Source organism: Variovorax paradoxus B4, assembly GCF_000463015.1.
In the GTDB taxonomy this organism is placed as follows: Bacteria; Pseudomonadota; Gammaproteobacteria; order Burkholderiales; family Burkholderiaceae_C; genus Variovorax; species Variovorax paradoxus_E.
This window is the reverse complement of record NC_022247.1, coordinates 4,244,530-4,269,125: the sequence shown is the minus strand read 5'-3', so window position 1 is coordinate 4,269,125 and position 24,596 is coordinate 4,244,530. Positions and strand designations below refer to the sequence as shown.

Below are 24,596 nucleotides of genomic sequence, written 5' to 3'. Positions count from 1 at the left end.
GCCCTTTTCATTTGTGGTTCGCGCCGCGCGGCTTCCCTTCGGTCACCATCCGCGCGCTGTCGACAAGGCCCTGGATCAATCGCAGGCGCGGCGATGCGCGCTGCCACAGGACGCCGAAGCGCCGCGGCTCCGAAGGCAGCGGCAGCGCAATCTTCGCCACGCGCTGGCCGTCGAGCAGCGGCGAGGCGATGTCGGGCACCAGCGAGACGCCCAGGCCGCGGTCGACCATCATGGCAATCGCCAGCAGCGAGCTGAGTTCGAAGCGCTCCTGCGGCACGATGCCCGCGGTGCGCAGGTAGCGGTCGGCCTGCTTGCCGCCGCCCAGGTTGCGGTCGTAGCGGATCAGCGGCGAGGTCCGCAGCAGCTCGTGCGGATCGCGCCGCGCGAGGCGGCTGGGCGCCAGCAGCACCAGCGGCTCCTCGCGCAGCAGCGACCAGTCGAAGGTCTTGGCGAGCACATAGGGCGGGTAGAGGCACACGGCCGCGTCGAGGTCGCCCTGCTGCACCGCCTTGTAGAGCGTGGCCGTGGTGCCCGACTGCAGGAACACCTTGACGCCGGGATGCGTCTTCACGAAGCGCGCGAGGATGTCCGGCAGCAGGCTGTGGATGGCCGTGTTGATGGTGCCGACCAGCAGCTCGCCGCCGGCCGCGTCGCTGCCGAGCAGCGCCTTGATGTCGCCCACCTCGCGCAGCAGGTTGCGCGCCCGCTGCACCAGCTGGTGTCCCGCCTCGGTGGGCTGCACCGTGCGGCCGGCGCGGGCCAGCAGCGGCGCGCCGAGTTCGCGCTCCAGCGTGCGGATCTGCTGCGCCACGGCCGCGGGCGTCAGGTCGAGGCGGCGCGCGGCTTCCGACATGGAGCCCGACTCCACCACCAGAAGAAAGCTTTGCAGATAGGCTGTTTCCATGAAAGATAGATTTTCTATCATCTGATCATAGGGGGCGTGTGTTTTTCCGATCTCGTGAACCGCACACACTGCGGCGCATGAGAAGCAAACTCTTCGTTCCCGGAACGCGCCCCGAGCTGTTCGCCAAGGCGCTGGGCGGCGCGGCCGATGGCGTCTGTTTCGACCTGGAAGACGCGGTGTCCGAACCGCGCAAGGGCGAGGCGCGCGACGCCGTGCGGCAGTTGTTGCACGGCGGCGGCACGGCCGCGTCGGGCAAGACCGTGATCGTTCGCGTCAACGCGATGGACACGCCGCATTTCGCGGACGACGTTGCGGCGGTGGCCCAGCCAGGCGTGCACCTGATCAACATCCCCAAGCCCGAAAGTCCGGCCCACGTGCGCGCCGCGGTCGAGGCGATCGAGCGCGCCGAGCGCGCCAACGGCGTGGCCACGCCCATCGGCCTGCTGCTGAACATCGAGGCACCCGCGGCCTTGCGCACTGCGGCCGAGCTCGCCCTCGCGCATCCGCGCGTGGCGGGGCTGCAGTTGGGCCTGGGTGACCTGTTCGAGCCGCTGGGCATCGCGCGGCGCGAGCCGGCCGCGATCCAGCAGGCGATGTTCGCGGTGCGCATGGCGGCGGGCGAGGCGGGCGTCTATGCCTGCGACGGCGCGTTCGCGGACATCCGCGACGCCGATGGATTCCGCGCCGAAGCCATGCTGGCGCGCAACCTCGGCTTCCTCGGAAAGACCTGCATCCACCCGAGCCAGATCGCGATCGCCAACGAGGTGTTCCGTCCCACCGACGAGGAAATCGCGCACGCATGCAAGGTGGTCGAGGCCACCGGCGTGGCCGACGCCGGCGGCGTGGGCGCCTATGTGGTGGACGGAAAGATGATCGACATTCCCTTCGTGATCCGCGCACGCGCCATCGTCGCGAGCGCGCGCAGCCTCGGCCTGCTGCCGGGCTGAGCCTTTCGCTGTTTCAAATAAAACCAGGAGACAAGACAGATGCACATTCCCTCGCCCCTTCGCCTGCGCGCGCTCGCAGTGGCCGCCTTCGCCGGCGGCTTGCTGTTGAGCGGCGGCGCGTTCGCGCAGACCGCGGCCTACCCGAGCAAGGCCATCACCATCGTGGTGCCCTATCCGGCGGGCGGCTCGAACGACACCTTCGCGCGCCAGGTGGCCAAGGAACTGGGCGACGAGCTCAAGCAGCCGGTGATCATCGACAACCGCCCCGGCGCGAGCGGCAACACCGGCACCGGACAGGTCGCCAAGGCCGCGCCCGACGGCTACACGCTGGTGGCGGTGTCCTCGAGCATGACGACCAACGCGGCCGTGCAGTCCAAGCTGCCGTTCGATCCGATCAACGGGCTGGCGCCGGTGGCGATGTTCGCCAAGGGCCCCTTCATCGTCGCGGTGAACAACGAGTTTCCCGCCAGGACGCCGGCCGAGCTGATCGCTGCCATCAAGGCCAAGCCGGGGCAGTACAACTACGCATCGTCCGGCTCGGGCAGCGTCAACCAGTTCGGCACCGAGCTGCTCAAGGCCAAGGTCGGCGACATGCAGATCACGCACATCCCGTACAAGGGCATGGGCCCGGCCGTGACCGACCTGGTCGGCAACCAGACGCAGCTGCTGATCTCCAGCGGCCCTTCGCTGCTGCCGATGGTGCGCGCGGGCAAGCTGCGCGCCGTGGGCATCACGAGCCTGAAGCCGAGCCCGATTGCGCCCGAGCTCATTCCGATGTCCACCGCCGTGCCGGGCTACGAGTTCGAACTCTGGTGGGGCCTGCTGGCGCCGGCTGGCACGCCGTCCGACGTGGTTGCCAAGCTCAACGCCACGGTCAACAAGATCCTGGCCAAGCCCGAGATCGCGGCCAACTTCCTGCGCGAAGGCGCCATTGCCACGCCGCTCGCGCCAAAGCAGTTCGCCGCGGTGATCGCCGAGGACGTCGAGCGCTGGAAGAAGCTGGCGAAACAACAGAACATCACTGCCGACTGAGGAAGAAGGAACCGATCCATGAGCTTCGACGCCCCGAACGACGACGCACGCCTGCCCGTACGCAGCGGCCCCACCGGCCCGCTCAGCGGCCTGCGCGTGCTCGACCTCAGTGCCTACATCGCGGGCCCGTACGGCTGCTCGCTGCTGGCCGACCAGGGCGCCGAAGTCATCAAGATCGAGCCGCCCACGGGCGACAACCTGCGCAAATATCCGTCAACGCTCGAGGCCGAGAGCCGCGCCTTCATCGGCGTGAACCGCAGCAAGCTCGGCGTGGTGCTCGACCTGAAGAAGGCAGACGACCTTGCCGCGCTGATGGCGCTGGTGCGCATGGCCGACGTGCTGGTGCACAACTTCCGGCCCAGCGTGCCGCCGCGGCTGGGCATTGCCTACGAACAGCTGAAGGCCGTCAACCCGCGCCTGATCTATTGCAGCCTCACGGGCTACGGCGAGACCGGGCCGCTGCGCGAGAAGGCGGGCTACGACCAGGTGCTGCAGACCATGACCGGCATGTGCGCACTGCAGGGCAAGCGCGGCGAGCCGCCCGAGATCATCTATGGCTCGGTGGTCGACTACTACGCGGCCGCGCTGGTGGCCGCCGGCGTGGCCTCGGCGCTGTACGAGCGCGAGAAGAGCGGCCAGGGCCAGTTCGTCGGCGTCTCGCTCCTGCGCTCCGCGCTCACGATGCAGTCCGCCCGCATGGTGTGGGCCGAGGGCGAGCCCAAGGACGTGGGGCGCGACATGCGCTCCGGCGGCATCACCGGCATCCACCCGACGCGCGAGGGCCACCTCTACATCTCGGCCAACACGCCGCATTTCTGGCGCGCGCTGTGCGACAAGGTGGGCCTGCCCGAGTTCGCAGCCGACGAGCGCTACGACTCGGTGCGCAAGCGCGCGCAGCATTTCGCCGAGATCGTGCCGCGCTTGCGCGAAGCGCTGGCCGCGCGCACCGCACTCGAATGGGAAGAACTGTTCGGCGAGGAAGTGCCCTGCGCGGCAGCTCGCACGGTCGAGGACATGTTCGACAACGAGCAGGTGCTGGCCGAAGACATGGTGGCGAACTTCGCGCATCCCACGCTCGGCTCCTACCGCGGCTTCACCCGGCCGGTGCAGTTCGGCCGCACGCCCGGCCCCGAGCCCTTTGCGGCGCCCACGCTGGGCCAGCACACGGGGCCGGTGCTGGCGGCGCGCAAGGCAGCGGACGGGGCCGATTGAGCAACCCACATGCAGGCCGTCTATTCCCACAGCAGCGGCAGCCGCAAGCCCGCCAGCGTTGCACCGCAGGGTGCGTGCGATGCGCATATGCATGTCTACGACCACCGCTTCGCGCTCCACGGGTCGCCCGATGCCATGGTCGACAACGCCACGGCCGCCGACTACCGCCTGCTGCAGCATCGCATCGGCACGCGGCGCACGGTCGTCGTGCAGCCGCGCATTCACGGCACCGACAACAGCGTGACCCTGGATGCGATCCGCGCGCTGGGCTCGGCGCACACCCGGGGTGTCGCGGTGGTCCGGCCCGACGTGAGCGATGCCGAGCTCGAGCGCCTGCATGCGGGCGGCATCCGCGGCATCCGCTTCACGCTCTACACGCCGGCCAACGCGACGACCGATTTCTCGATGGTCGAGCCGCTCGCGCAGCGCGTGCATGCCCTGGGCTGGCATGTGCAGCTGCATTGGAGCGCCGGCCAGATCGCAGCGCATGCGGACTTGCTGGCGCGCCTGCCGTGCACGATCGTGTTCGACCATCTCGCGCGGCTGCCGCTGCCCGGCGCGCTATCGCATCCCGCGTTCGATGTCGTCAGCCGGCTGCGCGACAACGGCCGCACGTGGATCAAGCTGTCCGGCGCCTACCTCGACTCGAAGACGGGCGCCGCGGGCGGCTATGCAGACACGAGCGCCATCGCGCAGGCCTGGGTCCGGCAGGCGCCGGAGCGCGTGGTGTGGGGCAGCGACTGGCCGCACCCGACCGAGCCTGCGCCCAAGCCCGACGACGCGGTGCTGTTCGACCTGCTGGGCCAATGGGTTCCCGACGAGGCCGTGCGCCACCGCGTGCTCGTCGACAACCCGGCGCTGCTCTACGACTTTTCCTGAAACGACAAAGACCGAGACAACCGAATGACGAAGAGACGTATCCTGAAATCGATCGCGGCACTGGCCGCCTGTGTTCCCCTGCTGGGCTGGGCCGCATGGCCCGAGAAGCCGATCCGCATGGTGGTTCCGTATGCCGCGGGCGGCGGTGCCGACAACACCGCGCGCGTCGTCGCGCAGCAGATGAGCATCGCGCTCGGCCAGCAGATCGTCATCGACAACCGGCCGGGCGCGGGCGGTGTGATCGGCGAGGACAACGTGGCCAAGGCGCCCGCCGACGGCTACACCGTGCTCTACGACGCCTCGGCGTTCTCGGTGAACCCGTCGCTGCGCAAGCTGCCTTTCGATGCTGCGAAAGACTTCATCCCGGTGTCTCTGGTGGCGACCGCGCCGCAGATCCTCGTCGTGCCCGCCACGGCGCCGTACAAGACGGTGGCGCAGTTCCTGGACTTCGCGCGCAAGAACCCCGGCAAGCTGAGCTTTGCCTCGGCGGGCGGCGGCACCGGCTCGCACCTGGCCGGCGAGGCGCTGAACGAACAGGCCAAGGTCAGCCTGATGCACGTGCCCTACAAGGGCGGCGCACCTGCGCTGACCGATGTGATGGGCGAGCAGGTCTCGGCCTACTTCGGCAACGTGGCGTCGACGCTTGGCTACGTGCAGTCGGGCAAGCTGCGCGCACTGGCCGTGAGTTCGGCGAAGCGCGTGCCCGGCCTGGCCGACACGCCGACGCTCGCGGAGTCGGGCCTGCCGGGCTACAACGTGGTCGAGTGGAACGGCGTGTTTCTTCCCAAGGGCACGCCGCCCGACATCGTGCAACGGCTCGGCAAGGCGGTGCAGGCGGCGGTCAACGAACCCCAGGTGAAGCAGAAGCTGCTGCAGCTCGGCCTGGAACCCGCCGGCACCACGCCGGAGGCCTTCGCGAAATTCGTGCAGAACGAGACGGGGCGTGTGGGCGCGCTGGTGAAGGAGCGCAACATCCGGGTCGATTGATTCCGGCCCGTTCATGCGGCCGGCCGCTCAGCCTGTGCAGGCGGCGACCGGCCCGGGGTATTCCATTTCCTGCATGACCCAGTCGCGCCGCGAGGCGCCGTAGCGTTCGCCGATCTCGCACAGCGTGCGGTCCAGTTGCGGCACCGGCCTCAGCGACGATGAGAGGAGCAGGCGACTCGCCCCTTCGCGAGGCGGTTGCGCCAGCAGCACCAGCCCGCTGCGAAGCCTGACCGGTCCCGAGGCCGATGCGGCATCGACGCTGACGTGTCCGGTGCGCGTCCACGCGTCGACGGCCAGCGCGAGGGCGATGTCGTCGGCGCCGTCCTGCACGTCCACGCGCCAGCGCTCGCCGCGCCAGAACGCGGCCTTGTTGAGCAGGAAATCCGCCCTGCGGCCGGCGTCGAGATGGAACGGCGAACTGTCGTGCGCCGGAGTCCATGAAGCCACGCCGAGTTCCGCGGCGAGGGCCTTGGCCTTCTCCTGGCCGCCGATCGCCTCCACCAGCGCCAGCATGGTCGGCACCGAGGCGGTGATGCCCGTGGTGGTGGCGACGCCGCGGTCCATCACGTAGCGCTGGTGCGGCACGTAGGTGGCGCCGGCGTGGCGCTTCAGCAGCGTGCCGCGGTCGTACCAGTGGCCCGCGAAACGCCGGCCGTCGAGCAGGCCGGCGCGGCCGACCACGCGTGCGCCCGAGCAGACGCCGATCACACGTGCGCCCCGCGCTGCCTGCTGCTTCAGCCAGGCAGCCACCGCAGGGTTGTCGTCGGCGATCATCGCCGGCACGATCACGTAGTCGGCGCCCGAGGGGTTCGACCGGTCGAAGCTGGCGAAGTCCTGCGCGCCATCGACCTCCAGTGCCGGGTACAGGCTGACCCGTCCGCTGCGCGGCGCCACAATCCGTACTTCGGCCACATCGGCACGCTCGAGCACCGCATGCGGCAGCAGAAGATCCGTCATTTCCGTGCCTTCGTTCAGCGCCAGCACGGCGACCACGGGCCTGCCGGCGCGATGCGGCTTCAGGGCCCCGACGAAGGCCTGCTTCTCGCGCTCGCTGCGGGCCGCATCGGCCTGCGCGGGCGGCAGCGGCGGCGCGCCTCCCGTGCAGGCTGCCAACACAAAGGCTGCAATACTTGCGCCGATCAGCGCTCCTACCGATCTCCACATGGCCGTTTCCCTGTCGACTTGACGATGCCCAGAGACTACGAATGCCCACCCTGACCCGCAAGGACGAAGTAACCGCGGTTTCTGCCAGCGACGTGGTGCTGGTGGTGTTCGACGGCGTTGAGGTGATCGACGTCGCCGGCCCCGCCAGCGTGTTCAGCAAGGCCGGGCAGATGCGCCCCGGCAACTACCGCCTGCACATCGCGTCGCCGGCCGGCGGCACCGTGTCGACGAATGGCGGCCTGAGCTTTTCCGGCACCAGCAAGCTGCAGCAGCTGCCCCCGTCGATCGATACGCTGATCGTTGCCGGCGGCGATGAGCCGGCCGTGCGCGCGGCCATCCTCGAGCAGCACATCGGCGCCTGGCTCAGGCAGGTGGCGCCGCACACGCGCCGCATGGCAAGCGTGTGCAGCGGCGCCTTCGCACTGGCCGCGGCCGGCCTGCTCGACGGCCGCGAGGCCACCACGCACTGGCGCGTCTGCGACCAGCTCCAGGCGCTGCGGCCGCAGGTGCGGGTGCAGCGCGATCGCATCTATGTGCGCGATGGTCCGGTGTGGACCTCGGCCGGCGTCACCACCGGCATCGAGCTCGCGCTTGCGCTGGTCGAGGACGACCTTGGCCATGCGGTGTCGATGGAGATCGCCCGCACGCTGGCGTTGCCGATGCTGCGCGGCGGGGCGCAGCCGCAGCTGACGCAGGCGCTCCAGGCGCAGGCCTCGGCCAGCCATCGGCTGCGCGAACTGGTGGCGTGGATCGGCACGCATCCGCAGGACGACCTGTCGGTCGAGGCATTGGCCGAGCGCGTGCAGATGAGCCCGCGGAACTTCGCGCGCGCCTTCACGGCCGAGACCGGCTGCACGCCGGCGCGCCTTGTCGAACAGGTCCGCGTGGCCGCCGCCGCGCAGCTGCTGCGCCAGACGCGCTGGCCGCAGGACCGCATTGCGAGCCGCAGCGGCTTCCGCTCGGTGGACGCGCTGCAGCGCGCCTTCGCGCGGCAGCACGGCCTGACGCCGCAAGCCTATCGAACCCATGACGAAACCTGACACCTCTTCCCTTGCACTGATCGACGACTGTTCCCGAGCTTCGCTCCAGCTCCTGGAGCGCAACCTCACGCCGCACGGCATCCTGGCCGCCACCCGCACCGAGGCGGCTGTTGCGCGGCGCTACACGCGCATCTTCGGGCGCGACGCGGCCATCTGCGTGATGGCCATGTGCGGCAGCGGCGTGCCCGCGCTGGAGCAGGGCGCGGTGGCCAGCCTCGACGCGCTGGCCGCGCAGCAGGCGGCCAACGGGCAGATTCCCAAGTACGTCGACCCCGACGGCCACGATGCCGACTTCTGGTACCTGGGCTGCATCGACGCCACGCTGTGGTGGCTGATCGCGGTGGACCATGTGCGCCGCCACGGCCGTGTCGGCCCCTTGCACTGGAGCGGCGAGGTGGAGCGCGCCATCGGCTGGCTGCTGGCGCAGGAGCACCAGCACTTCCGGCTGCTGCAGCAGAACGAGGCCAGCGACTGGGCCGACATCATGCCGCGCTCGGGCTACGTGCTGTACAGCAACGCGCTCTGGTACGAGGTGAAGCGCCGCTTCGCGCTGGACCATGCCGAGGCGACGCAGCACCACTTCAACCACCTGTTCAATCCGTTCCAGCAGGACCTGCCCGAATACCACCGCGCCCGGCTGCTGCGGCACTATGCGCGCCGCGGGCGAGCCGATCCGGGCCTGTACCTGAGCTTCGTCAACCTGTCCTTCGTCGGCGACGAGGGCGACGTGTTCGGCAACGTGCTGGCCATACAGAGCGGGCTGGCCGATGCGGAGATGGCGAACCGCATCGTCAAGACCATTGCCGCGGCGCGCGCCTGCGAGCCGTACCCGGTGCGCGTGGTGCTGCATCCGCTGACGCGCGAGCATGCGCTGTGGCGGCCGTACATGGCGCGCCATCAGCAGAACCTCGTGCACCAGTACCACAACGGCGGCATCTGGCCTTTCGTGGGCGGCTTCTGGGTGATGGCGCTGGCCCGCCTCGGGCTGCATGACATGGCGTGGCCTGAACTCGCGCGCCTCGCGCATGTGAACCAGCTCGGCGGCTGGCGTTTTACCGAGTGGTTCCACGGCCGCACGCTGGCGCCGATGGGCATGGCCGGCCAGAGCTGGAACGCCGCCACCTTTGTGCTCGCCCGGCGTGCCCTGCAGGGGGGCGAGGCGGGTTGGTGACGCCTTGCGTTCCAAGGCCCGCGCGCGGGTAGCCGGCCCGGTCGATCAGACCGTGAGCACGATCTTGCCGATGTGACCGGCGCGTTCGAGGTATTGGTGGGCTTGCACCACCTCGTCGAGCGCAAAGCTGCGGTCGATGCGCATCTGCAGGGCGCCCCTGGCCAGGCCTTCATTGACGAAGCCCAGCGCGCGGCCCAGCGCAGCTTCATCGCGCGGCAAGCCCATGGTGGCCGAGCCGGTGAATTCCAGGACCGTGTAGACGTGGAAGCGCCAGCTCTTGCGGAACTGCGCAAGCACGGGGTAGCTGAACTCCGCGCCGCCGGAGAGCCCGTACAGCACGTACCAGCCGCGCTGTGCGACGGCGCCGCCGAGCCGCTCGAGCTGCGGACCGCCCACGCCGTCGTACACCAGGTCGGCGCCGCGGCCGCCGGTCAGCGCCAGGACCCGCTCCACCACGTCTTCCTCTTGCGTTACCACCACATGGGCCGCGCCTGCATCCAGCAGCGCCTGGCGCTTGGCTGCCGTGCGCGTGGTGGCGATGGCAAAGATGCCCGCCGCGCGCGCCATCTGCAGCGCCGCAATGCCCGTGCTGGATGACGCACCCGTCACCAGCACCGTCTGGCCGCGCTGCAGGCGGGCCATCTCGAACATCGGGAAATAGCCCGTCAGGTAGGCCATGTAGGCACCGGCGGCCTGCTCGGCCGAGAGCTTGCCGGGGTGGCGCACCACATGCGAGGCGGGAAAAAGAATGCTCTCGCCATAGGTGGGATACAGGCCCTGGTTGGCTCCGGGCAGCAGCGCGACGCGGTCGCCGACGCTCAGGCCGTTGACGCCCGCGCCCACCGCTTCGATGAGCCCGGCGGCCTCGTTGCCGAGGCCGGCAGGCAGGATCGGGTCCTCGATGTACAGGTTCTGGCGCCACAGTGCGTCGGCCCGGTTCAGGCCGATCGCCTGCACCGCGATGCGCACTTCGCCGGCGCCAGGCGCTGGCGTCGCGACCTGCTCGACCTTCAGAACATCGGCGCCGCCGAAGCGGTGAAAGCGGACCATCCTGCCCATACAAAAATCTCCTTGAAAAAAGCCGGAAGCCTCGGAATGAAGCGGCCGAAGGCATCAATCTAGAAGCCGCAGGGCCATCAAGGAAATCGATTCATACGATATTCGCTATGCACGGAATCGATGACTTCAAGGCGCGTGGATGAACCCGATCGAACTCAGCCGGATTGACCTCAACCTGCTCACCGTGCTGGCGGCCCTCATGCGCGAGCGGCACGTCAGCCGGGCTGCGCAGCGGCTGCACCTGGGGCAGCCGGCCGTGAGCCACGCGCTGGCGCGGCTGCGCGAGCTCACGGGCGATCCGCTCCTGGTGCGCCAGGGGCGGGTGATGGAGCCGACCGAGCGGGCACTCGCGCTAATGCAGGGACTGGGTCCGGCGCTCGAGCAGATCGAGGCCACGTTCCGGGCGCAGGCGGACTTCGAGCCCGCGCGCGCCGCGCCGGTGTTTCGCATCGGGCTGACCGACGACCTGCAGATCGCGATGCTGCCGCGGCTGCTTCGCGCGCTCAGCGTGGAGGCACCCCGGGCCCGGCTGGTGAACCTGACGGTCTGCTACCGCAACGCCGCGCGCTATCTCGACGAAGGGCGGGTCAGCGCGGTCATGACCTTCCTGAAGGACCTGCCGGCGGGCGCCAAGATACGCAAGGTTCGCACGGCACGCTTTGCACTGCTGCGTGCCGACACCGCAGCCGCAAGGCTGACGCTCGACGACTATTGCCGGCGGCGGCATGTGCTCGTGACCTACGCGGGCGACCTGTGCGGCACCGTCGATGAAGCATTGAATGAACTTGGCCGGCAGCGCGAGGTGGCCTTCTCGGTGCCGCAGTTCGGCAGCCTGCCTGCCGTGCTCGCGGGCACCGAGTTGCTGGCCACGGTGCCGGAGCACGTGGCGCTGGCGCTGTCGGCGCAGGGCGGGCTTCGCTACGAGGCGCTGCCGTTCGAGAGTCCGAACTACCAGATCAAGTTGGCCTGGCGCGCCGTGACCGACAAGGACGCAGCGGAGGCATGGCTGCGCAAGGCGATGCTGCGGGCTTTCAACGACTGACGCGCTGACCGCGGCCGCGCTTCATGGCGGCGGCTGCGAAAGAACCCACCCGGCCAGGGCCTTCGCTTCTTCATCGGTCACGTGCGACTGGCGGGGCATGATGACGCGTCCCCAGGTGCCGACGCTGCCGCCCTGGATCTTGCCGGCCAGCCGGGAGGGTGCCGCCGCGTCGTTCCGGTAGCGGTCCGCGATTTGCGCAAACCCGGGGCCGACCTGCTTTCGGAGCATGCCGTGGCAGGCGAGGCACCCGTGTTCGCGGGCCAGTGCCTGCGCCTCGTCGACAGTGGCAGCGAACGCCGGAACGGATACCAGCAACAAGACGAGCAGCGAAAGCGGGAGAAGTTTCCGGTTGGGGCTCGATGGCCGGTCTGAAATGGAAAGCATGGGCCCTATACGTTCTGGCGCATCTCCCAGGGGGCGGCTGCGCTTATGCTGTGCGGAAATCACAACGCCGATTTTCCCACCATGACCGACTACCGACCCGTCTTCGACCAGAGCTTCGGCAAGATCTCCGCCGAGCGCCTGCCCGAACTGCTGCGCGCCATGCCCAAGGCCGAGCTGCACATGCACATCGAAGGCTCGCTCGAACCCGAGCTGATCTTCGCGCTCGCGCAGCGCAACGGCGTGGCCATACCGTACGCCAGCGTCGAAGAGCTGCGCCGCGCCTACGCCTTCACCAACCTGCAGAGCTTCCTCGACATCTACTACGCCGGCGCCAGCGTGCTGCTGAAGGAGCAGGACTTCTACGACATGGCCTGGGCCTACCTGGAGCGCGCCGCGGCCGACAACGTGGTGCGTACCGAGATGTTCTTCGACCCGCAGACGCACACCGCGCGCGGCGTGCCGATGGAGACGGTCGTCAACGGCCTGCACCGTGCGTGCGCCGACGCACAGCCGAAGCTCGGCGTGAGCGCGGCGCTCATCCTGTGCTTCCTGCGCCACCTGAGCGAGGAAGAGGCCTTCGAAACACTGGAGCAGGCGCTGCCGTTTCGTGACAAGTTCATCGGGGTGGGCCTCGATTCGAGCGAGGTCGGCCACCCGCCCGAAAAGTTCGCGCGCGTGTTCGCGCGCTGCCGCGAACTGGGCTTCCACCTCGTCGCGCATGCGGGCGAGGAGGGCCCGCCGGCCTATGTGTGGTGCGCGCTCGACGTGCTCAAGGTCGAGCGCATCGACCATGGTGTGCAGAGCGCGAAGGACCCGGCCCTGATGAAGCGGCTTGCGCAGGACCGCATTCCGCTCACCGTGTGCCCGCTGTCCAACCTCAAGCTCTGCGTGTTCCCCGACCTGGCGCAGCACAACCTCGGCGCGTTGCTCGACGCGGGGCTGGTGGCCACCGTCAACTCGGACGACCCGGCCTACTTTGGCGGCTACATGAACCAGAACTTCACACAGACCTTCGCGGCCACTGGCCTCGACGTGCAACAGGCCTGGCAGCTCGCGGCCAACAGCTTCGAAGGCAGCTTCATCGACGCCGCCGCCAAGCGCGCCTACGTGGACCGGCTCAACGCCGTCTTCGCGAGCTTCTGATCGGCCGCGGCGGACCGCGGCACCAGCAGCAGCATCGCCACCAGCGCGCAGGCGCTGGCCGCAAGCCACACCAGCGGCCAGCCCTGCAGCGCGAGCAGGTGCGGGATCGAGAAGGGCGTGAGGAAGCACACCAGGAACACGCTGGTGTTCGCCATGCCGAGGGCGGTGCCCGCGCGTGCCGCGCCGGCCAGCGTGGCCAATTCCGTGTAGGCCACGCCGTGCCATGCCGACACGCAGACGCCGCTGGCCGCGAGCAGCGCCACCAGCGCCATGCGCAGCGCCGCTGAATCGGCCGCGTGCGTGCCCGCCGCCATCACCAGCACCGCGAGCCCTGCGAACAGCAGCACGCTGAGCGCGCTGCAGGCGCGCAGGTAGGCGGGGCGGTTGCGGCGGCGGTCGGTCCAGCGGCCGCTCCACACGCGCATCACCATCGCGCCGACCTGCACGAAGACCATCGTGGCCGTGATGGTTGCGAGGCCCGCATGGCCGAAATCGTGCAGGAATACCGTGCCGAACGAAAGCACCGCGAACTGCGGCGCGCACAGAATGCCGATGCCCAGCACGATGCGCCAGACGCGGGCGTCGCGCAGCGGGCCGCTCTGCGATGCGATCGCCGACTCGGCGACGTTGGCCCTGGCGCACGGCGCAACAGGCGGCTCGTGCACCCAGGCCCAGCTCATGGCCGCGCTCAGCGCGCACAGCAGCGCCAGCAGGCCGTAGAGCGCGGCAAAGCCGAAGTGCAATGCGACGAACGGCAGCACCAGCGCCCCGATGCCGCCGCCCAGCGGCACGGCGGTCTGCCGGATGCTCATCGCGAGCCCGCGCTCGCCGGCATCGAACCACGTCATCACAGCGCGGCCGCTCGCGCCGTTGACGCTGCCGCCCAGCAGGCCGACCAGCAGCAGGCCGGCACCCAGCCAGCCGAGGTCGGGGAGGTGCTGCGCGCTCGGCGCGGCCCAGAGCGCCATCGCCACGAGCGCGATCGCGGTGCTGCCGAGGCCGGTGAGCAGCACCGGCCGGTCGCCCCAGCGGTCGGTCAGCAGGCCCCACGGCAGCTCGCTGACCGCGATGCCCAGGCCCATGAGGCCGAGCACCAGGCCGAGCGTCGCGTTGTCGAGCTGGTAGCCGGTGCGCATCAGCACCGCGGTCATCGGAATGCCGCTGAAAGCCACGGAGAAGGCCGCGTTGGCGGCCACGCCCGCGGCCAGCACCTTCCAGCGGTGGCGCGGCGAATACGAAAGGGAGGAGGTCGAATCGGTCATGTTGCAGTGCAGTGTCCGCTGTTGCAAAAGTTCTGAAAATCAGAAAATAATGAGCTAATCGTTCCAAAAAACAGGACGATCAATGAAGGGTGAATCCATGTCCCAGGTGATGTTCGATCTCGACGTGCTGCGCAGTTTCTCCACAGGCATCGCGCTTGGCAGCTATGCGCGCGCGGCCGACCGGCTGGGCCGTTCGACCTCAGCGGTCAGCGCCCAGCTCAAGAAGCTGGAGGCGCAGGCCGGCACCGCGCTGTTCCGCAAGGCCGGCCGCGGGCTGGAGCTCACCGACGCGGGCGAAACGCTGCTGGCCTACGCCCACCGCATGCTCGAACTCAACGCGGAAGCCGGCGCCGCCATGCGCGGTGCGGATCTCGAAGGCTGGGTGCGACTCGGCCTGCAGGAAGACTTCGGCGAAACGTTGCTGCCCGCCGTGCTCGGCCGCTTTGCACGCGCGCATCCCAAGGTGCGCATCGAGGCCTGCGTGGCGCGCAGCGCGGAACTGCGCGAACGGCTCGAGCTGCGGCAGCTCGACCTGGCCCTGGTGTGGGACACCGGCGAGCAGATGACGCCGCACGGCGAGCGCGTGGCGCGGCTGCCCCTGCAATGGATCGGCCCCAGGGCGCCCGATGCGCTCGACGCAGCCTGGTGGAAGGAGCGCGAGCGCCGCGGCAATAGCGCGCGCAAGTCGAAGGAGCCGCTGCCGCTGGTGCTGCTCGACGCGCCATGCCCGCTGCGCGAGATCGTCGTGGCCGCGCTCGACCGCGCCGGCACGCCGTGGCGCCATGCGTTCACCAGCGCCAGCCTGGCCGCGCTGTGGGCCGCCACGTCGGCCGGCCTGGGCCTGTCGGTGCGCACGCCCTTCGGCCTGCCTGCGCATGTGCGTGCCATCGACCGCACGGCCATCGGGCTGCCGGCGCTGCCGCAGATGTCGCTCATGCTCTATCGCGCGCAGGCCGCGGCCGAGGCGCCGGTGGCCCGGCTCGACGCGCTGCTGCTGGAGGCCGTGCGCGAACATGTGCAGGCGGAGCCGGCGCAGCTTCACTGAGCCGCACCGGGCACAATCCCGTAGCCCTTGCGCCGTGCCTATGCATGAGAATCCGTTGCCGGAGACAAGACAAAAAAAGAGACATGGCATGACCACGCAGCAAAACTTCCTGCACCTCTGGGACGACAGGTTTCTTTACATCACGCCGGCGATCCAGTCGGGACTCACGGCGCGCTCGTCGGCGACGCTGCTGGCGTCGGTCAGCGGCCATCCGTTCATGCTCGAGGCGGTCGATGGCACGCGCGTGCAGTGCACCGCCGCGCTGGTGGCCCCGCATGTGTCGCGCCGGCTCGATGTCGATGGCTGCGGGCTGCTGTCGCTCAACCTCGATCCGGCATCGAGCGCCTACCGCATGCTCGCGCGTTGCATGGGCGGCTACGGCATCCAGCCGATCGATGCGCGCCGCTTCGGCAAGCTGCGCGACGACTTCGACCCCGCGCAGCGCGGGCTGCTCGGCGACAGCAGTCTGCAGTCGCTCAGCGCGAAGATGGTGGAGGCGATCACCGGATGCCCGGAACTCGTGGCGCCGATCGACCGGCGCATCGAGCGCGTGCTGCAGGCCATCCGTGCACATGCGGGCCAGATCCCGCTGAAGAAACTCTCGGCCGTGGCCTGCCTCTCGCCCGACCGGCTGACCCATCTCTTCGCGGAGCAGGTGGGCGTGTCGGTCAAGCGCTATGCGTTGTGGACCAAGGTGCGGCGCACGGTGCAGCAGTTCACCGGCCACCGGCCGCTCACCGATGTGGCGCTGGTCAGCGGCTTCACCGATGCGGCGCACATGAGCCGCACCTTCCAGCGCTACTTCGGGCTGCCGCCGTCGTTTCTCGCGAGCCGGGTGCATGTGACGGCGGACGCGCAGGCGTCGCACGCCTGGGGCCACGCGACCGCCCACTGAGCCGCCCGCATGACAGCGGCTGCGTTCAAGCCGCGGCCTGTCTCCATGCGTAGGCTCCAAGGTGCTCCATCAAGAGAGCATCAACCGGAGACATCCATGAGACAGACATCCTCGCGCGGCGCCGTGCCGCTGTCCCTGCTCGCGTTGGCCATCGCAGCCGCGCTCACCGCCTGCGGCGGCGGTGGAGGCAACGGGTTCTCGTTCCCGCCCGTTACTGGCAATCCGCCCGGCAACCCGCCGGCCGAAGGCACCTACAAGGCCGAGATCCGCCGCACCGCGATGGGCGTGCCGCACATCAAGGCCGACAACTGGCCCGGCGCGGGCTACGGCTACGGTTACGCGCAGGCCGAGGACAACCTCTGCACCATGGCCGACTCGTTCCTCACCTACCGCGGCGAGCGTTCGCAGTACCTCGGCGGCGACGCGCAGCTCGTGGCCGGCAGCACCATCGGGCGGCCGAAGAACATCGACTCCGACTTCTTCCACAGGCACGTGATCTCGGCCGACGTGCTCGAGAAGATGATCGCCGCGCAGCCCGACAACCTGAGGCAGCTGGTCGAGGGCTTCGCCGCGGGCTACAACCGCTACGTGCGCGACCTGAAGGCCAGCGCCGCGGCGCACGAGGCCTGCCGCAACGAGGCCTGGGTGAAGCCCATCACGGCCGAGGACATCTACCGCCGCATGTACGCGGCCAATCTCGCGGGCGGCTACAGCAACTTCCTGCCGAACATCGCCAACGCGATCGCTCCGGCGCCGGCGGCGTCCACCAAGACCGCCGCGCGCGGCAGGCTCGACAAGGCCAGGCTGCAACTCGCGGCAGCCGGCATGCGTGTGCCCGAGCTGCAGGTGGGCGGGCATGAAGGCGTCGGCAGCAACATGATCGGCTTCGGCACGGCAGCCACCGGCGACGCGAGCCCGCTGCTCTTCGGCAACCCGCACTGGTACTGGCGCGGGCCCGACCGCTTCTACCAGGCGCAGCTCACGATCCCGGGCCAGCTCAACATCAGCGGCACCTCGTTCCTGGGCATTCCGGTGATCCTGATCGGCTTCAACGACAACATCGCCTGGAGCCACACGGTGTCGACCGCGCGCCGCTTCGGCTTCTTCGAACTGAAGCTCGCGGCGGGCGACCCGACGAGCTACATGCGCGACGGCAGCGCCGTGAAGATGCAGGCGTTGAACATCACGGTCAACGTGAAGCAGGCCGATGGCAGCGTGGCGCCGGTGACGCGCACGCTCCACAAGTCGGAATACGGGCCGATGGTCAACCTGGCGCCGCTGAACGCCGCGCTGGCCTGGAGCCAGACCACGGCCTTCGCGATGCGCGACATCAACGGGGAAAACTACCGCACCTTCCGGAACTGGCTGCGCTGGAACCAGGCGAAGTCGCTCGACGAGTTCATCGCCATCCAGCGCGAGGAGTCGGCCATTCCGTGGGTCAACACCGTGGCGGTGGGCCGCGGCGCGCCCAAGGCCTGGTATGCCGACATCGGCGCGATCCCCAATGTGTCGCCTACCCAGGTGGCGAGTTGCACGACGCCGCTGGGTGCGGCGATCGGCGCCTCCCTGCCGCGCGTGCCGGTCTTCGATGGCTCCAGGAGCGCGTGCGACTGGCAGACCGACGCCGACTCCGCCCAGACGGGCGCTCTCGGCGCCTCCCGCATGCCGAGCTTGATGCGCGACGACTACGTCGAAAATTCGAACGACAGCTATTGGCTCGCGAACCCGAAGGCACCGATGACCGGCTACCCGGACATCCTGGGTCCTGCAGGCACGGAGGCCGTGAGCTTCCGCACGCGCCTGGGCAACCTGCTGGCACAGGGGCGGATCGACGGTGCCGATGCGTACGGGGCCAAGGGCGCCACGGCCGACGCCGTCAAGCGGATGGTGATCAACAGCCGCGTGCTGACGGCCGAGCTATTCAAGGACCAGGCGCTGGCCATGGTGTGCGCAACGCCGACGATCAACGTTGCGACCGATCCGCAAGGTGGCGCGGCCATCGGGCGCGACGTGGACACCGGCCCCGCCTGCGCGGTACTCCAGGCCTGGGACAACACCGGTGCAAGCGCGGCGCGCGGCGCGCACATCTGGGACGAGTTCTGGAACCGCGCCTCGCTGCAATCCTCGGCCACGCTCTACAACGTGCCCTTCAGCGCGGGCGACCCGATCCACACGCCGCGCGACCTGAAGCCCGGTGCGCAAGCCGCGCTGCAGCAGGCCTTCGGCGCGGCCATCGCACGCGTGGAAGCCAGCGGCTTCGCGCTCGATGCGAAGCGCGGCGACTACCTGTTCGCCACGCGCGGCGGCCAGAAGATTCCGTTGTATGGCGGCTGCCACGGCCCGGGTTACTTCACCATCGCCTGCTCGGAGAACCGGCTCGACAAGGGCGGCTACACGATGGACGGCAACCCGAACGGCAACAGCTACATGCAGGTCGTGCGGTTCCCCGAAGGCGGCGTGGAGGCGCATACCTTCCTCACGTTCTCGCTGTCGGACGACCCGGCCTCGGCGCACAACGCCGACTACACGCGCGCCTACAGCGCGGGGCAATGGCTCAAGGTGCCGTTCTCCGAAGCCGAGATCAAGGCCGATGCGGCCTACCGCAGCGCGGTCGTCAGCGAGTAGCCGACACGGGCGCGCGCCGGGCGGGCTGGTTGGCCTGAAAACCGCCGACTAGAATCCGCACCCCGCAGCCGGGCGTCCCGGCCGGCTGCGGGCTTCCTGCTTTTCCGGGGCCATGTAGAGGAACACCATGTACAAAAACCTCGCGGGCCGCGCCGTTCTGGCGTGGACAGCCGCCTGTTTTCTATCTCCCTCCTTTGCGCAACCGCAGGCTCCGAAAGAGCCGCTGAAGATCGGCTTCGTCTACGTGACGCCGGTCACCGATGCCGGCTGGGTGCGCCAGCATGAAGAGGGCCGCAAGGCCGTCGATGCGGCGCTCGGCGGCAAGGTCAAGACCACCTTCGTCGAGAACGTTCCCGAGGGCGCCGACGCCGAGCGCGTGATCCGTGACCTCGCACAGCAGGGCAACCGGCTGATCTTCACGCCCAGTTTCGGCTACATGGAGCCGACGCTCAAGGTGGCGCACGATTTCCCCGACGTGAAGTTCGAATCGATCACCGGCTACAAGACCGCGCCCAACGTCGCCACCGCCAATGCGCGCTACTACGAAGGCCGCTACCTCGCGGGCATCGCAGCCGGCCGCATGACGAAGACGAATCTCGCGGGCTACGTCGCGGGCTTTCCGATTCCGGAGGTGCTGCAGGGCATCAACGCCTTTGCGCTCGGCATGCGCTCGGTGAACCCGAATGCGAAGGTGGCCGTGGTGTGGCTCAACGAGTGGTTCGATCCGCCCAAGGAGCGCGATGCTGCGATGGCGCTGTTCAACCAGAACGCCGATGTCATCGCCTTCCACACCGGCTCCACCGCCGTGATGGCCGCGGCGCAGGAGCGCGGCAAGCTGGCCGTGGCCTACCACTCCGACATGCGCAAGATCGCGCCCGACGCGCAGATCGTCGCCGTCACGCACCAGTGGGGCGGCTACTACGCGCAGCGTGCGCAGGCGGTGCTCGACGGAAGCTGGAAGAGCGGCAATGTGTGGGGCGGCGTGAAAGAAGGAATGATCCGCGTCGGCGACTTCGGCAGCAAGGTGCCCAAGGCCGTACAGCAGGAGGTGCTGGCGCGGCAGAAGGACATCGCGGAGGGCAGGCTGCAGCCGTTCCGCGCGGTGGGGCCGAGGTGCGCGACAACGAAGGCCGCACCGTCATCGCCAAGGGTGCGCAGCTGAACGACGAGCAGATCCTGAAGATGAACTGGCTGGTCGAGGGCGTGCAGGGGCGCGTGACGCGCTAGGCCAGCCTTTCGACGACGAAGTCGACGAAGGTGCGCAGCTTCGCGCTGGGACGCGCTTCAGGCAGCCGCATGATGTGCACCTGGCGGGTCGGCAGCGCCCACTCGGGCAGCAACTGCACCACCTGGCCCGAGGACAGAGCAGGGCCGAGCAGCGCATCAGCCTGCACGATCACCCCCACGCCGGCTATTGCGGCAGCGAGCAGCGCCTGCCCGTTGTTGGTGGTGAGCGGGCCGCGCACGGGCACATGCACCGTCTGGCCGCCGCGCGTGAAGCGCCATGAATGGTTCGGGCCCCAGGCGGCGAAGCCCAGCAGCGCAAAGGCCTCGAGGTCCGACGGGTGCTTCGGCTGGCCGTGGCGCGCGACCCATGCGGGGCTTGCGACCGCGAACATGCGCGCCAGTGCGAGCGGCCGCGCGATGAGGCGTTCATCGACCGCCGCGCCCGAGCGGATGCCGCAGTCGAAGCCTTCTTCGGCCAGGTCGACCACGCGGTCGTTGAGCACCAGGTCCACCTTCACCTGCGGATAGGCCGCGATGTAGTCGCCGATCACCGGGGTGAGCCGGTGCGCGCCATAGGCCACCGGCGCCGTCACGCGCAGCACGCCCTGCGGCATGGCGCGCAGCGACTCGGCCACGCCATCGGCCGTGTGCACGCTGGCCAGCACGTCGCGGCAGCGCTCCAGGTAGGCCGCGCCGATTTCCGTGAGCGCATGGCGCCGTGTGGTGCGCTCGAGCAGGCGGGCGCCGAGCTGGTCTTCGAGCGCGCGGATGTGCTTGCCGACCATCACGGCCGAGAGGTCGAGCGCCTCGGCCGCCGCGGCGAAGCTGCCTGCGTCCACCGCCCTGACGAAGACTTCCATGGCGCGCAGCTTGTCCATATTGAGAACCCGAAGTTTCGAATTGCCGAACCGGATGGCAATTTATCAAACAATTCATTCGCAAAACAATGGCGCCTTCCTTGATTCATTCGCGGAGGCAGTCATGAAGATTCTTGTTGTGGGCGCGACGGGCGCCATCGGCAGTGCGGTGGCCGGGGTGCTGGCCGAACGCGGGCACGAGGTGGTGCGGGCGGGGCGCACGCGCGGCGACCGGCAGGTCGACATCACGAGCGATGCGAGCGTCCGGGCGCTGTATGCGGCGGTGGGGCGCGTCGACGCGATCGTCTCTGCGGCCGGAGGTCTGTTCTTCGGACCACTCGCTGAAATGCGGTCGGCCGATTTCAACATCGGCCTGCAGGACAAGCTGCTCGGCCAGGTGCGCCTCGCGCTGCTGGGCCAGCACGTCCTGGCGGATGGCGGGTCGATCACGCTGACCACGGGCGTGGCGGCCGACGATCCGGTTCGCGGGGGAGGCAATGCGGCTGCCGTGAATGCGGCGGTCGAGGGTTTCGTGAAAGGCGCGGCGATCGAGCTGGCGCGCGGCCTGCGCATCAATGCGGTCAGTCCGACGCTGCTGACCGAATCGTTGGCAGCGTATGGCGCGCTCTTTCCGGGCGTCGAAACCGTACCGGCCGCGCGCGTGGCGCTGGCCTACGTGCGCAGCGTCGAAGGCCCGCTGACCGGGCGCGTGTTTCGCGTGTGGCAATGAGCAGGCGCACGCGACTGGCCGCCGCGCTGCTCGCGCTCGCCGCGACGGCGGCCATCGCCGCACCTCCCGCCGTACAGGCGCTGCCCGAAGACTGGTATCCGGAAAGCGTCGCCATCGGGCCGGACGGTGCGTTCTATGTCGGCAGCTGGCGCCAGGGCGCGGTCGCCAGGGTGAAGCCGGGCGCCGCGCCGCAGGCCGAGGTGCTCGTGAAGCCCGGCGCCAACGGCCTGGCGAACGGGCAGGGCGTGCTGGTCGATGCGAAACGCCAGGCCCTGTGGGTCTGCTCGGGCAACAGCGGCTTCACCACCGTGCCGCAGGCGCCGAGCGCGCTCAAGCGCTACGACCTGGCGACAGGCACGCCGCGCGCAAGCTACGCGATGCCCGACGCGGGCTACTGCAACGATCTCGCACAGGACGCACGCGGCAACATCTACGTGACCGATTCCTTCCATCCGCGCGTGCTGCGGCTCGCGCCCGATGCCACGGCGCTCACGGTCTGGAAGGAAAGCCCGTCGCTGGCCGGCGAAGGGCCCTACAAGGGCCTGAACGGCATTGCGATCGATGGCGGCCGCGACGTCTACGTGAGCCTCGTGGCCGCCGCGTCGCATCTGCTGCGCATCGGATTGAACGCCGATGGCAGGGCCGGCGAGGTCACGCGCATCGAGGCGCCGCGGGTGATGAAGAACGTCGACGCGATCCGCGCCTGGAAACCCGGCCGGCTGGTGCTGTTCGAGAGCAATGCCTTCGGCGACGGACCCTACGGCGGGCAGGTCACGGTGGCACGCATCGATGGCGCGAAGCTCGGCCTGCAGACGGTGGTGGCGGGGCTCAACGACCCGTCCTCCGGAGCGGTGCTCGGCAACCGCGTCTATTTCATCGAGTCGAAGTACGCGCTGCTGTTCAAGCACAAGGACGACGACGCGGCCATTCCCCGCGGCGTGCCTTTCGATATCCAGTCGCGCGCCTTGCCACCGGATTGAAGTGCATTCGGCATATAGCACTCATATGCGCATGGAAATTGCGACGCCGCGGCGCTGCATTACCCTCGGCAACCACGATGAAAAAAGCCTACCGCGCCTCCCTCCTGCGATTCGACGATGCCGGACTGCCCGTTTTCGATGAAGACGGCCTGCTGGTCGTCGCGCCCGACAGCGCCGGCCGCCAGCGCGTGCTCGACGCCGGCAGCCATGCCGCCGTGTCCCCGCGCCACCCGGATGCCGAGGTGACCCACCTGCCGGGCCGCATCCTCGCGCCGGGCTTCGTGGACATGCACATCCACTTTCCGCAGACCGACATCATCGGCTCGCCCGCGCCGGGGCTGCTGCCCTGGCTCGAGAACTACACCTTCCCGGCGGAAGCCAGGTTCGCCGACCCGGCGCATTCGAACGAAGTGGCCGACGTGTTCTTCGACGAACTGCTGCGCAACGGCGTCACGACCGCGCTGGCCTTCGCGACTTCGCACGTGGCCTCGGTCGATGCCTTCTTCGAGGGCGCGCAGCGCCGCAACCTGCGCATGATCAGCGGCAAGGTGCTGCAGGACCGCAATTCGCCCGACGGCGTGCGCGACGAAACCGAGCAGAGCCTCATCGACTCCGAGGCGCTGATCCGCAAGTGGCACGACACCGGCCGCCTGGGCTATGCCATCACCCCGCGCTTTGCGCCCGCGAGCACCGACGCCCAGATGCGCGGCGCGAGCGAACTGGCCGCGAAATACGCCGACACATGGATCCAGTCGCACGTGGCCGAGAACCGCGACGAGGTGGCATGGGTGCGCGAGCTCTATCCGCAGGCGCGCTCGTACCTCGACGTGTATGCCGGCTTCGGGCTGATGCGCGAGCGCGCCGTGTACGCGCATTGCATCTACCTGGACGACACCGACCGCGCGCTGCTGCGCGACACGAAGACGGCCGCGGCCGTGAGCCCGACCAGTAACCTGTTCCTGGGCAGCGGCTTCTTCGACTTTGGCGCGGCCGACCGCGTGGGCTACCCCTACGGCCTGGCCAGCGACGTGGGCGGCGGCACCAGCTTCAGCCCCTTCCACACCATGATGGCGGCCTACTACGTGGGCCGGGAGGGCCAGACCAAGGCCGGCCTGAGCATCGCGCCTTCCGAGCTCTGGTGGCGCCACACCGGCGGCGCGGCGCGTGCGCTGGGGCTGGGTGGCGTGGTCGGCAACCTGCAGCCCGGCTGCGAGGCCGACTTCCTGGTGCTCAATCCCCAGGCCACGCCGCTGCTCGCGCGCAAGACGAAGCTGGCGAACACGCTGGAAGAAATGCTGTTCGCGATGATCGTGCTGGGCGACGACCGTCTGGTCGAGCGCACGGTGATCTCGCAGGCGCTGTAGCACCCGGGACGGCGGGGAGGGTGGTGGCCCATGCCACAATTCGCGCCATTCCTCCCCGCAGCAGCATCAGCGACCGCATATGAGCATCAAGAGCGACAAATGGATCCGGCGCATGGCCGAGCAGACCGGCATGATCGAGCCCTTCGAGCCCGGCCAGGTGCGCGAGGCCGCCGGCCACAAGATCATCAGCTATGGCACCTCGAGCTACGGCTACGACATCCGGTGCGCGCCTGAATTCAAGGTTTTCACCAACATCCACAGTACCGTGGTCGACCCGAAGAACTTCGACGAGAAGAGCTTCGTCGACATGCATGGCGACTACTGCATCATTCCGCCCAACAGCTTCGCGCTGGCACGCACGGTCGAGTACTTCCGCATCCCGCGCAACGTGCTCACCATCTGCCTGGGCAAGAGCACCTATGCGCGCTGCGGCATCATCGTCAACGTGACCCCGTTCGAGCCCGAATGGGAAGGCTATGTGACGCTCGAATTCAGCAACACCACGCCGCTGCCCGCCAAGATCTATGCTGGCGAAGGCTGCGCGCAGGTGCTGTTCTTCGAGAGCGACGAAGTCTGCGAGACCAGCTACAAGGACCGCGGCGGCAAGTACCAGGGGCAGCGCGGCGTCACGCTCCCCAAGACCTGAT

The 24,596-nt window shown here is 69.1% G+C and carries 22 protein-coding genes and 1 pseudogene; 17 read left to right on the top strand and 6 right to left on the bottom strand.

From position 1 onward, the window contains the following. Window positions 1-7 precede the first annotated feature (7 nt). A complete protein-coding gene (locus VAPA_RS19845) occupies window positions 8-904 on the bottom strand; it encodes a LysR family transcriptional regulator (protein WP_021008550.1) in 897 nt (298 codons plus the stop codon). Between the two features lie 77 nt (window positions 905-981). On the opposite strand from VAPA_RS19845, the gene VAPA_RS19840 reads away from it, so the two are divergent. From VAPA_RS19840 to VAPA_RS19820, 5 genes are read left to right on the top strand one after another with little or no spacing between them, the layout of a single operon-like run. Then, entirely contained in the window at window positions 982-1,851 is an 870-nt protein-coding gene (locus tag VAPA_RS19840) for an HpcH/HpaI aldolase/citrate lyase family protein (RefSeq protein WP_021008549.1), read from the top strand. A 39-nt stretch (window positions 1,852-1,890) separates the two neighbouring features. Then, window positions 1,891-2,883, top strand: coding sequence for a tripartite tricarboxylate transporter substrate binding protein (locus tag VAPA_RS19835; protein WP_021008548.1), 993 nt, complete (start codon window positions 1,891-1,893; stop codon window positions 2,881-2,883). Between the two features lie 18 nt (window positions 2,884-2,901). Further along, window positions 2,902-4,095: a CoA transferase gene (locus tag VAPA_RS19830; RefSeq protein ID WP_021008547.1), complete on the top strand. Its 1,194-nt coding sequence runs from the start codon at window positions 2,902-2,904 to the stop codon at window positions 4,093-4,095. Between the two features lie 9 nt (window positions 4,096-4,104). Beyond that, window positions 4,105-4,974: an amidohydrolase family protein gene (locus VAPA_RS19825; RefSeq protein ID WP_021008546.1), complete on the top strand. Its 870-nt coding sequence runs from the start codon at window positions 4,105-4,107 to the stop codon at window positions 4,972-4,974. 24 nt (window positions 4,975-4,998) lie between these two features. Then, entirely contained in the window at window positions 4,999-5,961 is a 963-nt protein-coding gene (locus VAPA_RS19820) for a Bug family tripartite tricarboxylate transporter substrate binding protein (protein WP_021008545.1), read from the top strand. A gap of 27 nt (window positions 5,962-5,988) precedes the next feature. On the opposite strand, the gene VAPA_RS19815 is transcribed toward VAPA_RS19820, so the two are convergent. Next, on the bottom strand, window positions 5,989-7,125 hold the full coding sequence (locus VAPA_RS19815; protein ID WP_021008544.1) for a DJ-1/PfpI family protein: 1,137 nt from the start codon (window positions 7,123-7,125) through the stop codon (window positions 5,989-5,991). Between the two features lie 41 nt (window positions 7,126-7,166). On the opposite strand from VAPA_RS19815, the gene VAPA_RS19810 reads away from it, so the two are divergent. Beyond that, the gene (locus tag VAPA_RS19810; protein ID WP_021008543.1) at window positions 7,167-8,165 is read left to right on the top strand and encodes a GlxA family transcriptional regulator; all 999 of its coding nucleotides are present in this window, start codon (window positions 7,167-7,169) and stop codon (window positions 8,163-8,165) included. Continuing rightward, complete coding sequence (locus VAPA_RS19805; protein WP_021008542.1) at window positions 8,152-9,336, top strand: amylo-alpha-1,6-glucosidase; 1,185 nt, start codon at window positions 8,152-8,154, stop codon at window positions 9,334-9,336. The genes VAPA_RS19810 and VAPA_RS19805 overlap by 14 nt, the downstream gene beginning before the upstream one ends. Before the next feature lie 45 nt (window positions 9,337-9,381). Here VAPA_RS19805 and VAPA_RS19800 read toward each other — a convergent pair whose 3' ends face one another. Continuing rightward, window positions 9,382-10,395: a zinc-dependent alcohol dehydrogenase family protein gene (locus VAPA_RS19800; protein ID WP_021008541.1), complete on the bottom strand. Its 1,014-nt coding sequence runs from the start codon at window positions 10,393-10,395 to the stop codon at window positions 9,382-9,384. Window positions 10,396-10,534: 139 nt separating this feature from the next. On the opposite strand from VAPA_RS19800, the gene VAPA_RS19795 reads away from it, so the two are divergent. After that, window positions 10,535-11,437: a LysR family transcriptional regulator gene (locus VAPA_RS19795; RefSeq protein WP_021008540.1), complete on the top strand. Its 903-nt coding sequence runs from the start codon at window positions 10,535-10,537 to the stop codon at window positions 11,435-11,437. 21 nt (window positions 11,438-11,458) lie between these two features. Here the strand turns inward: VAPA_RS19795 and VAPA_RS19790 are convergent, their stop codons facing one another. Then, entirely contained in the window at window positions 11,459-11,821 is a 363-nt protein-coding gene (locus VAPA_RS19790) for a c-type cytochrome (RefSeq protein ID WP_021008539.1), read from the bottom strand. 81 nt (window positions 11,822-11,902) lie between these two features. Between VAPA_RS19790 and VAPA_RS19785 the strand changes: the two genes are divergently transcribed. After that, window positions 11,903-12,964: an adenosine deaminase gene (locus VAPA_RS19785; RefSeq protein ID WP_196232516.1), complete on the top strand. Its 1,062-nt coding sequence runs from the start codon at window positions 11,903-11,905 to the stop codon at window positions 12,962-12,964. On the opposite strand, the gene VAPA_RS19780 is transcribed toward VAPA_RS19785, so the two are convergent. After that, entirely contained in the window at window positions 12,925-14,226 is a 1,302-nt protein-coding gene (locus VAPA_RS19780; RefSeq protein ID WP_021008537.1) for an MFS transporter, read from the bottom strand. The genes VAPA_RS19785 and VAPA_RS19780 overlap by 40 nt on opposite strands. Window positions 14,227-14,323: 97 nt before the next feature. Between VAPA_RS19780 and VAPA_RS19775 the strand changes: the two genes are divergently transcribed. The 4 genes and pseudogenes from VAPA_RS19775 to VAPA_RS19760 all read left to right on the top strand — a co-directional run bounded on the left by VAPA_RS19775 (window position 14,324) and on the right by VAPA_RS19760 (window position 20,018). After that, entirely contained in the window at window positions 14,324-15,271 is a 948-nt protein-coding gene (locus tag VAPA_RS19775) for a LysR substrate-binding domain-containing protein (RefSeq protein ID WP_021008536.1), read from the top strand. 88 nt (window positions 15,272-15,359) lie between these two features. Further along, a complete protein-coding gene (locus tag VAPA_RS19770) occupies window positions 15,360-16,166 on the top strand; it encodes a helix-turn-helix domain-containing protein (RefSeq protein WP_021008535.1) in 807 nt (268 codons plus the stop codon). A gap of 96 nt (window positions 16,167-16,262) precedes the next feature. After that, the gene (locus tag VAPA_RS19765) at window positions 16,263-18,791 is read left to right on the top strand and encodes a penicillin acylase family protein (RefSeq protein WP_021008534.1); all 2,529 of its coding nucleotides are present in this window, start codon (window positions 16,263-16,265) and stop codon (window positions 18,789-18,791) included. A 127-nt stretch (window positions 18,792-18,918) separates the two neighbouring features. Then, window positions 18,919-20,018, top strand: a pseudogene (locus VAPA_RS19760) (BMP family ABC transporter substrate-binding protein). Here VAPA_RS19760 and VAPA_RS19755 read toward each other — a convergent pair. Further along, on the bottom strand, window positions 20,015-20,896 hold the full coding sequence (locus tag VAPA_RS19755; protein WP_021008532.1) for a LysR family transcriptional regulator: 882 nt from the start codon (window positions 20,894-20,896) through the stop codon (window positions 20,015-20,017). The pseudogene VAPA_RS19760 and the gene VAPA_RS19755 sit on opposite strands and share 4 nt — an antisense overlap. Before the next feature lie 103 nt (window positions 20,897-20,999). Between VAPA_RS19755 and VAPA_RS19750 the strand changes: the two genes are divergently transcribed. The 4 genes from VAPA_RS19750 to dcd all read left to right on the top strand — a co-directional run bounded on the left by VAPA_RS19750 (window position 21,000) and on the right by dcd (window position 24,595). Then, entirely contained in the window at window positions 21,000-21,605 is a 606-nt protein-coding gene (locus tag VAPA_RS19750; RefSeq protein ID WP_021008531.1) for a short chain dehydrogenase, read from the top strand. Continuing rightward, window positions 21,602-22,585 (top strand): hypothetical protein, encoded by a 984-nt coding sequence (locus tag VAPA_RS19745; protein ID WP_021008530.1) that lies wholly within the window; start codon window positions 21,602-21,604, stop codon window positions 22,583-22,585. The genes VAPA_RS19750 and VAPA_RS19745 overlap by 4 nt, the downstream gene beginning before the upstream one ends. A gap of 77 nt (window positions 22,586-22,662) precedes the next feature. Beyond that, the gene (gene guaD / locus VAPA_RS19740; protein WP_021008529.1) at window positions 22,663-23,949 is read left to right on the top strand and encodes a guanine deaminase; all 1,287 of its coding nucleotides are present in this window, start codon (window positions 22,663-22,665) and stop codon (window positions 23,947-23,949) included. 79 nt (window positions 23,950-24,028) lie between these two features. Then, complete coding sequence (gene dcd / locus VAPA_RS19735) at window positions 24,029-24,595, top strand: dCTP deaminase (protein WP_018905384.1); 567 nt, start codon at window positions 24,029-24,031, stop codon at window positions 24,593-24,595. The last annotated feature ends 1 nt before the right edge of the window (window position 24,596 follow it).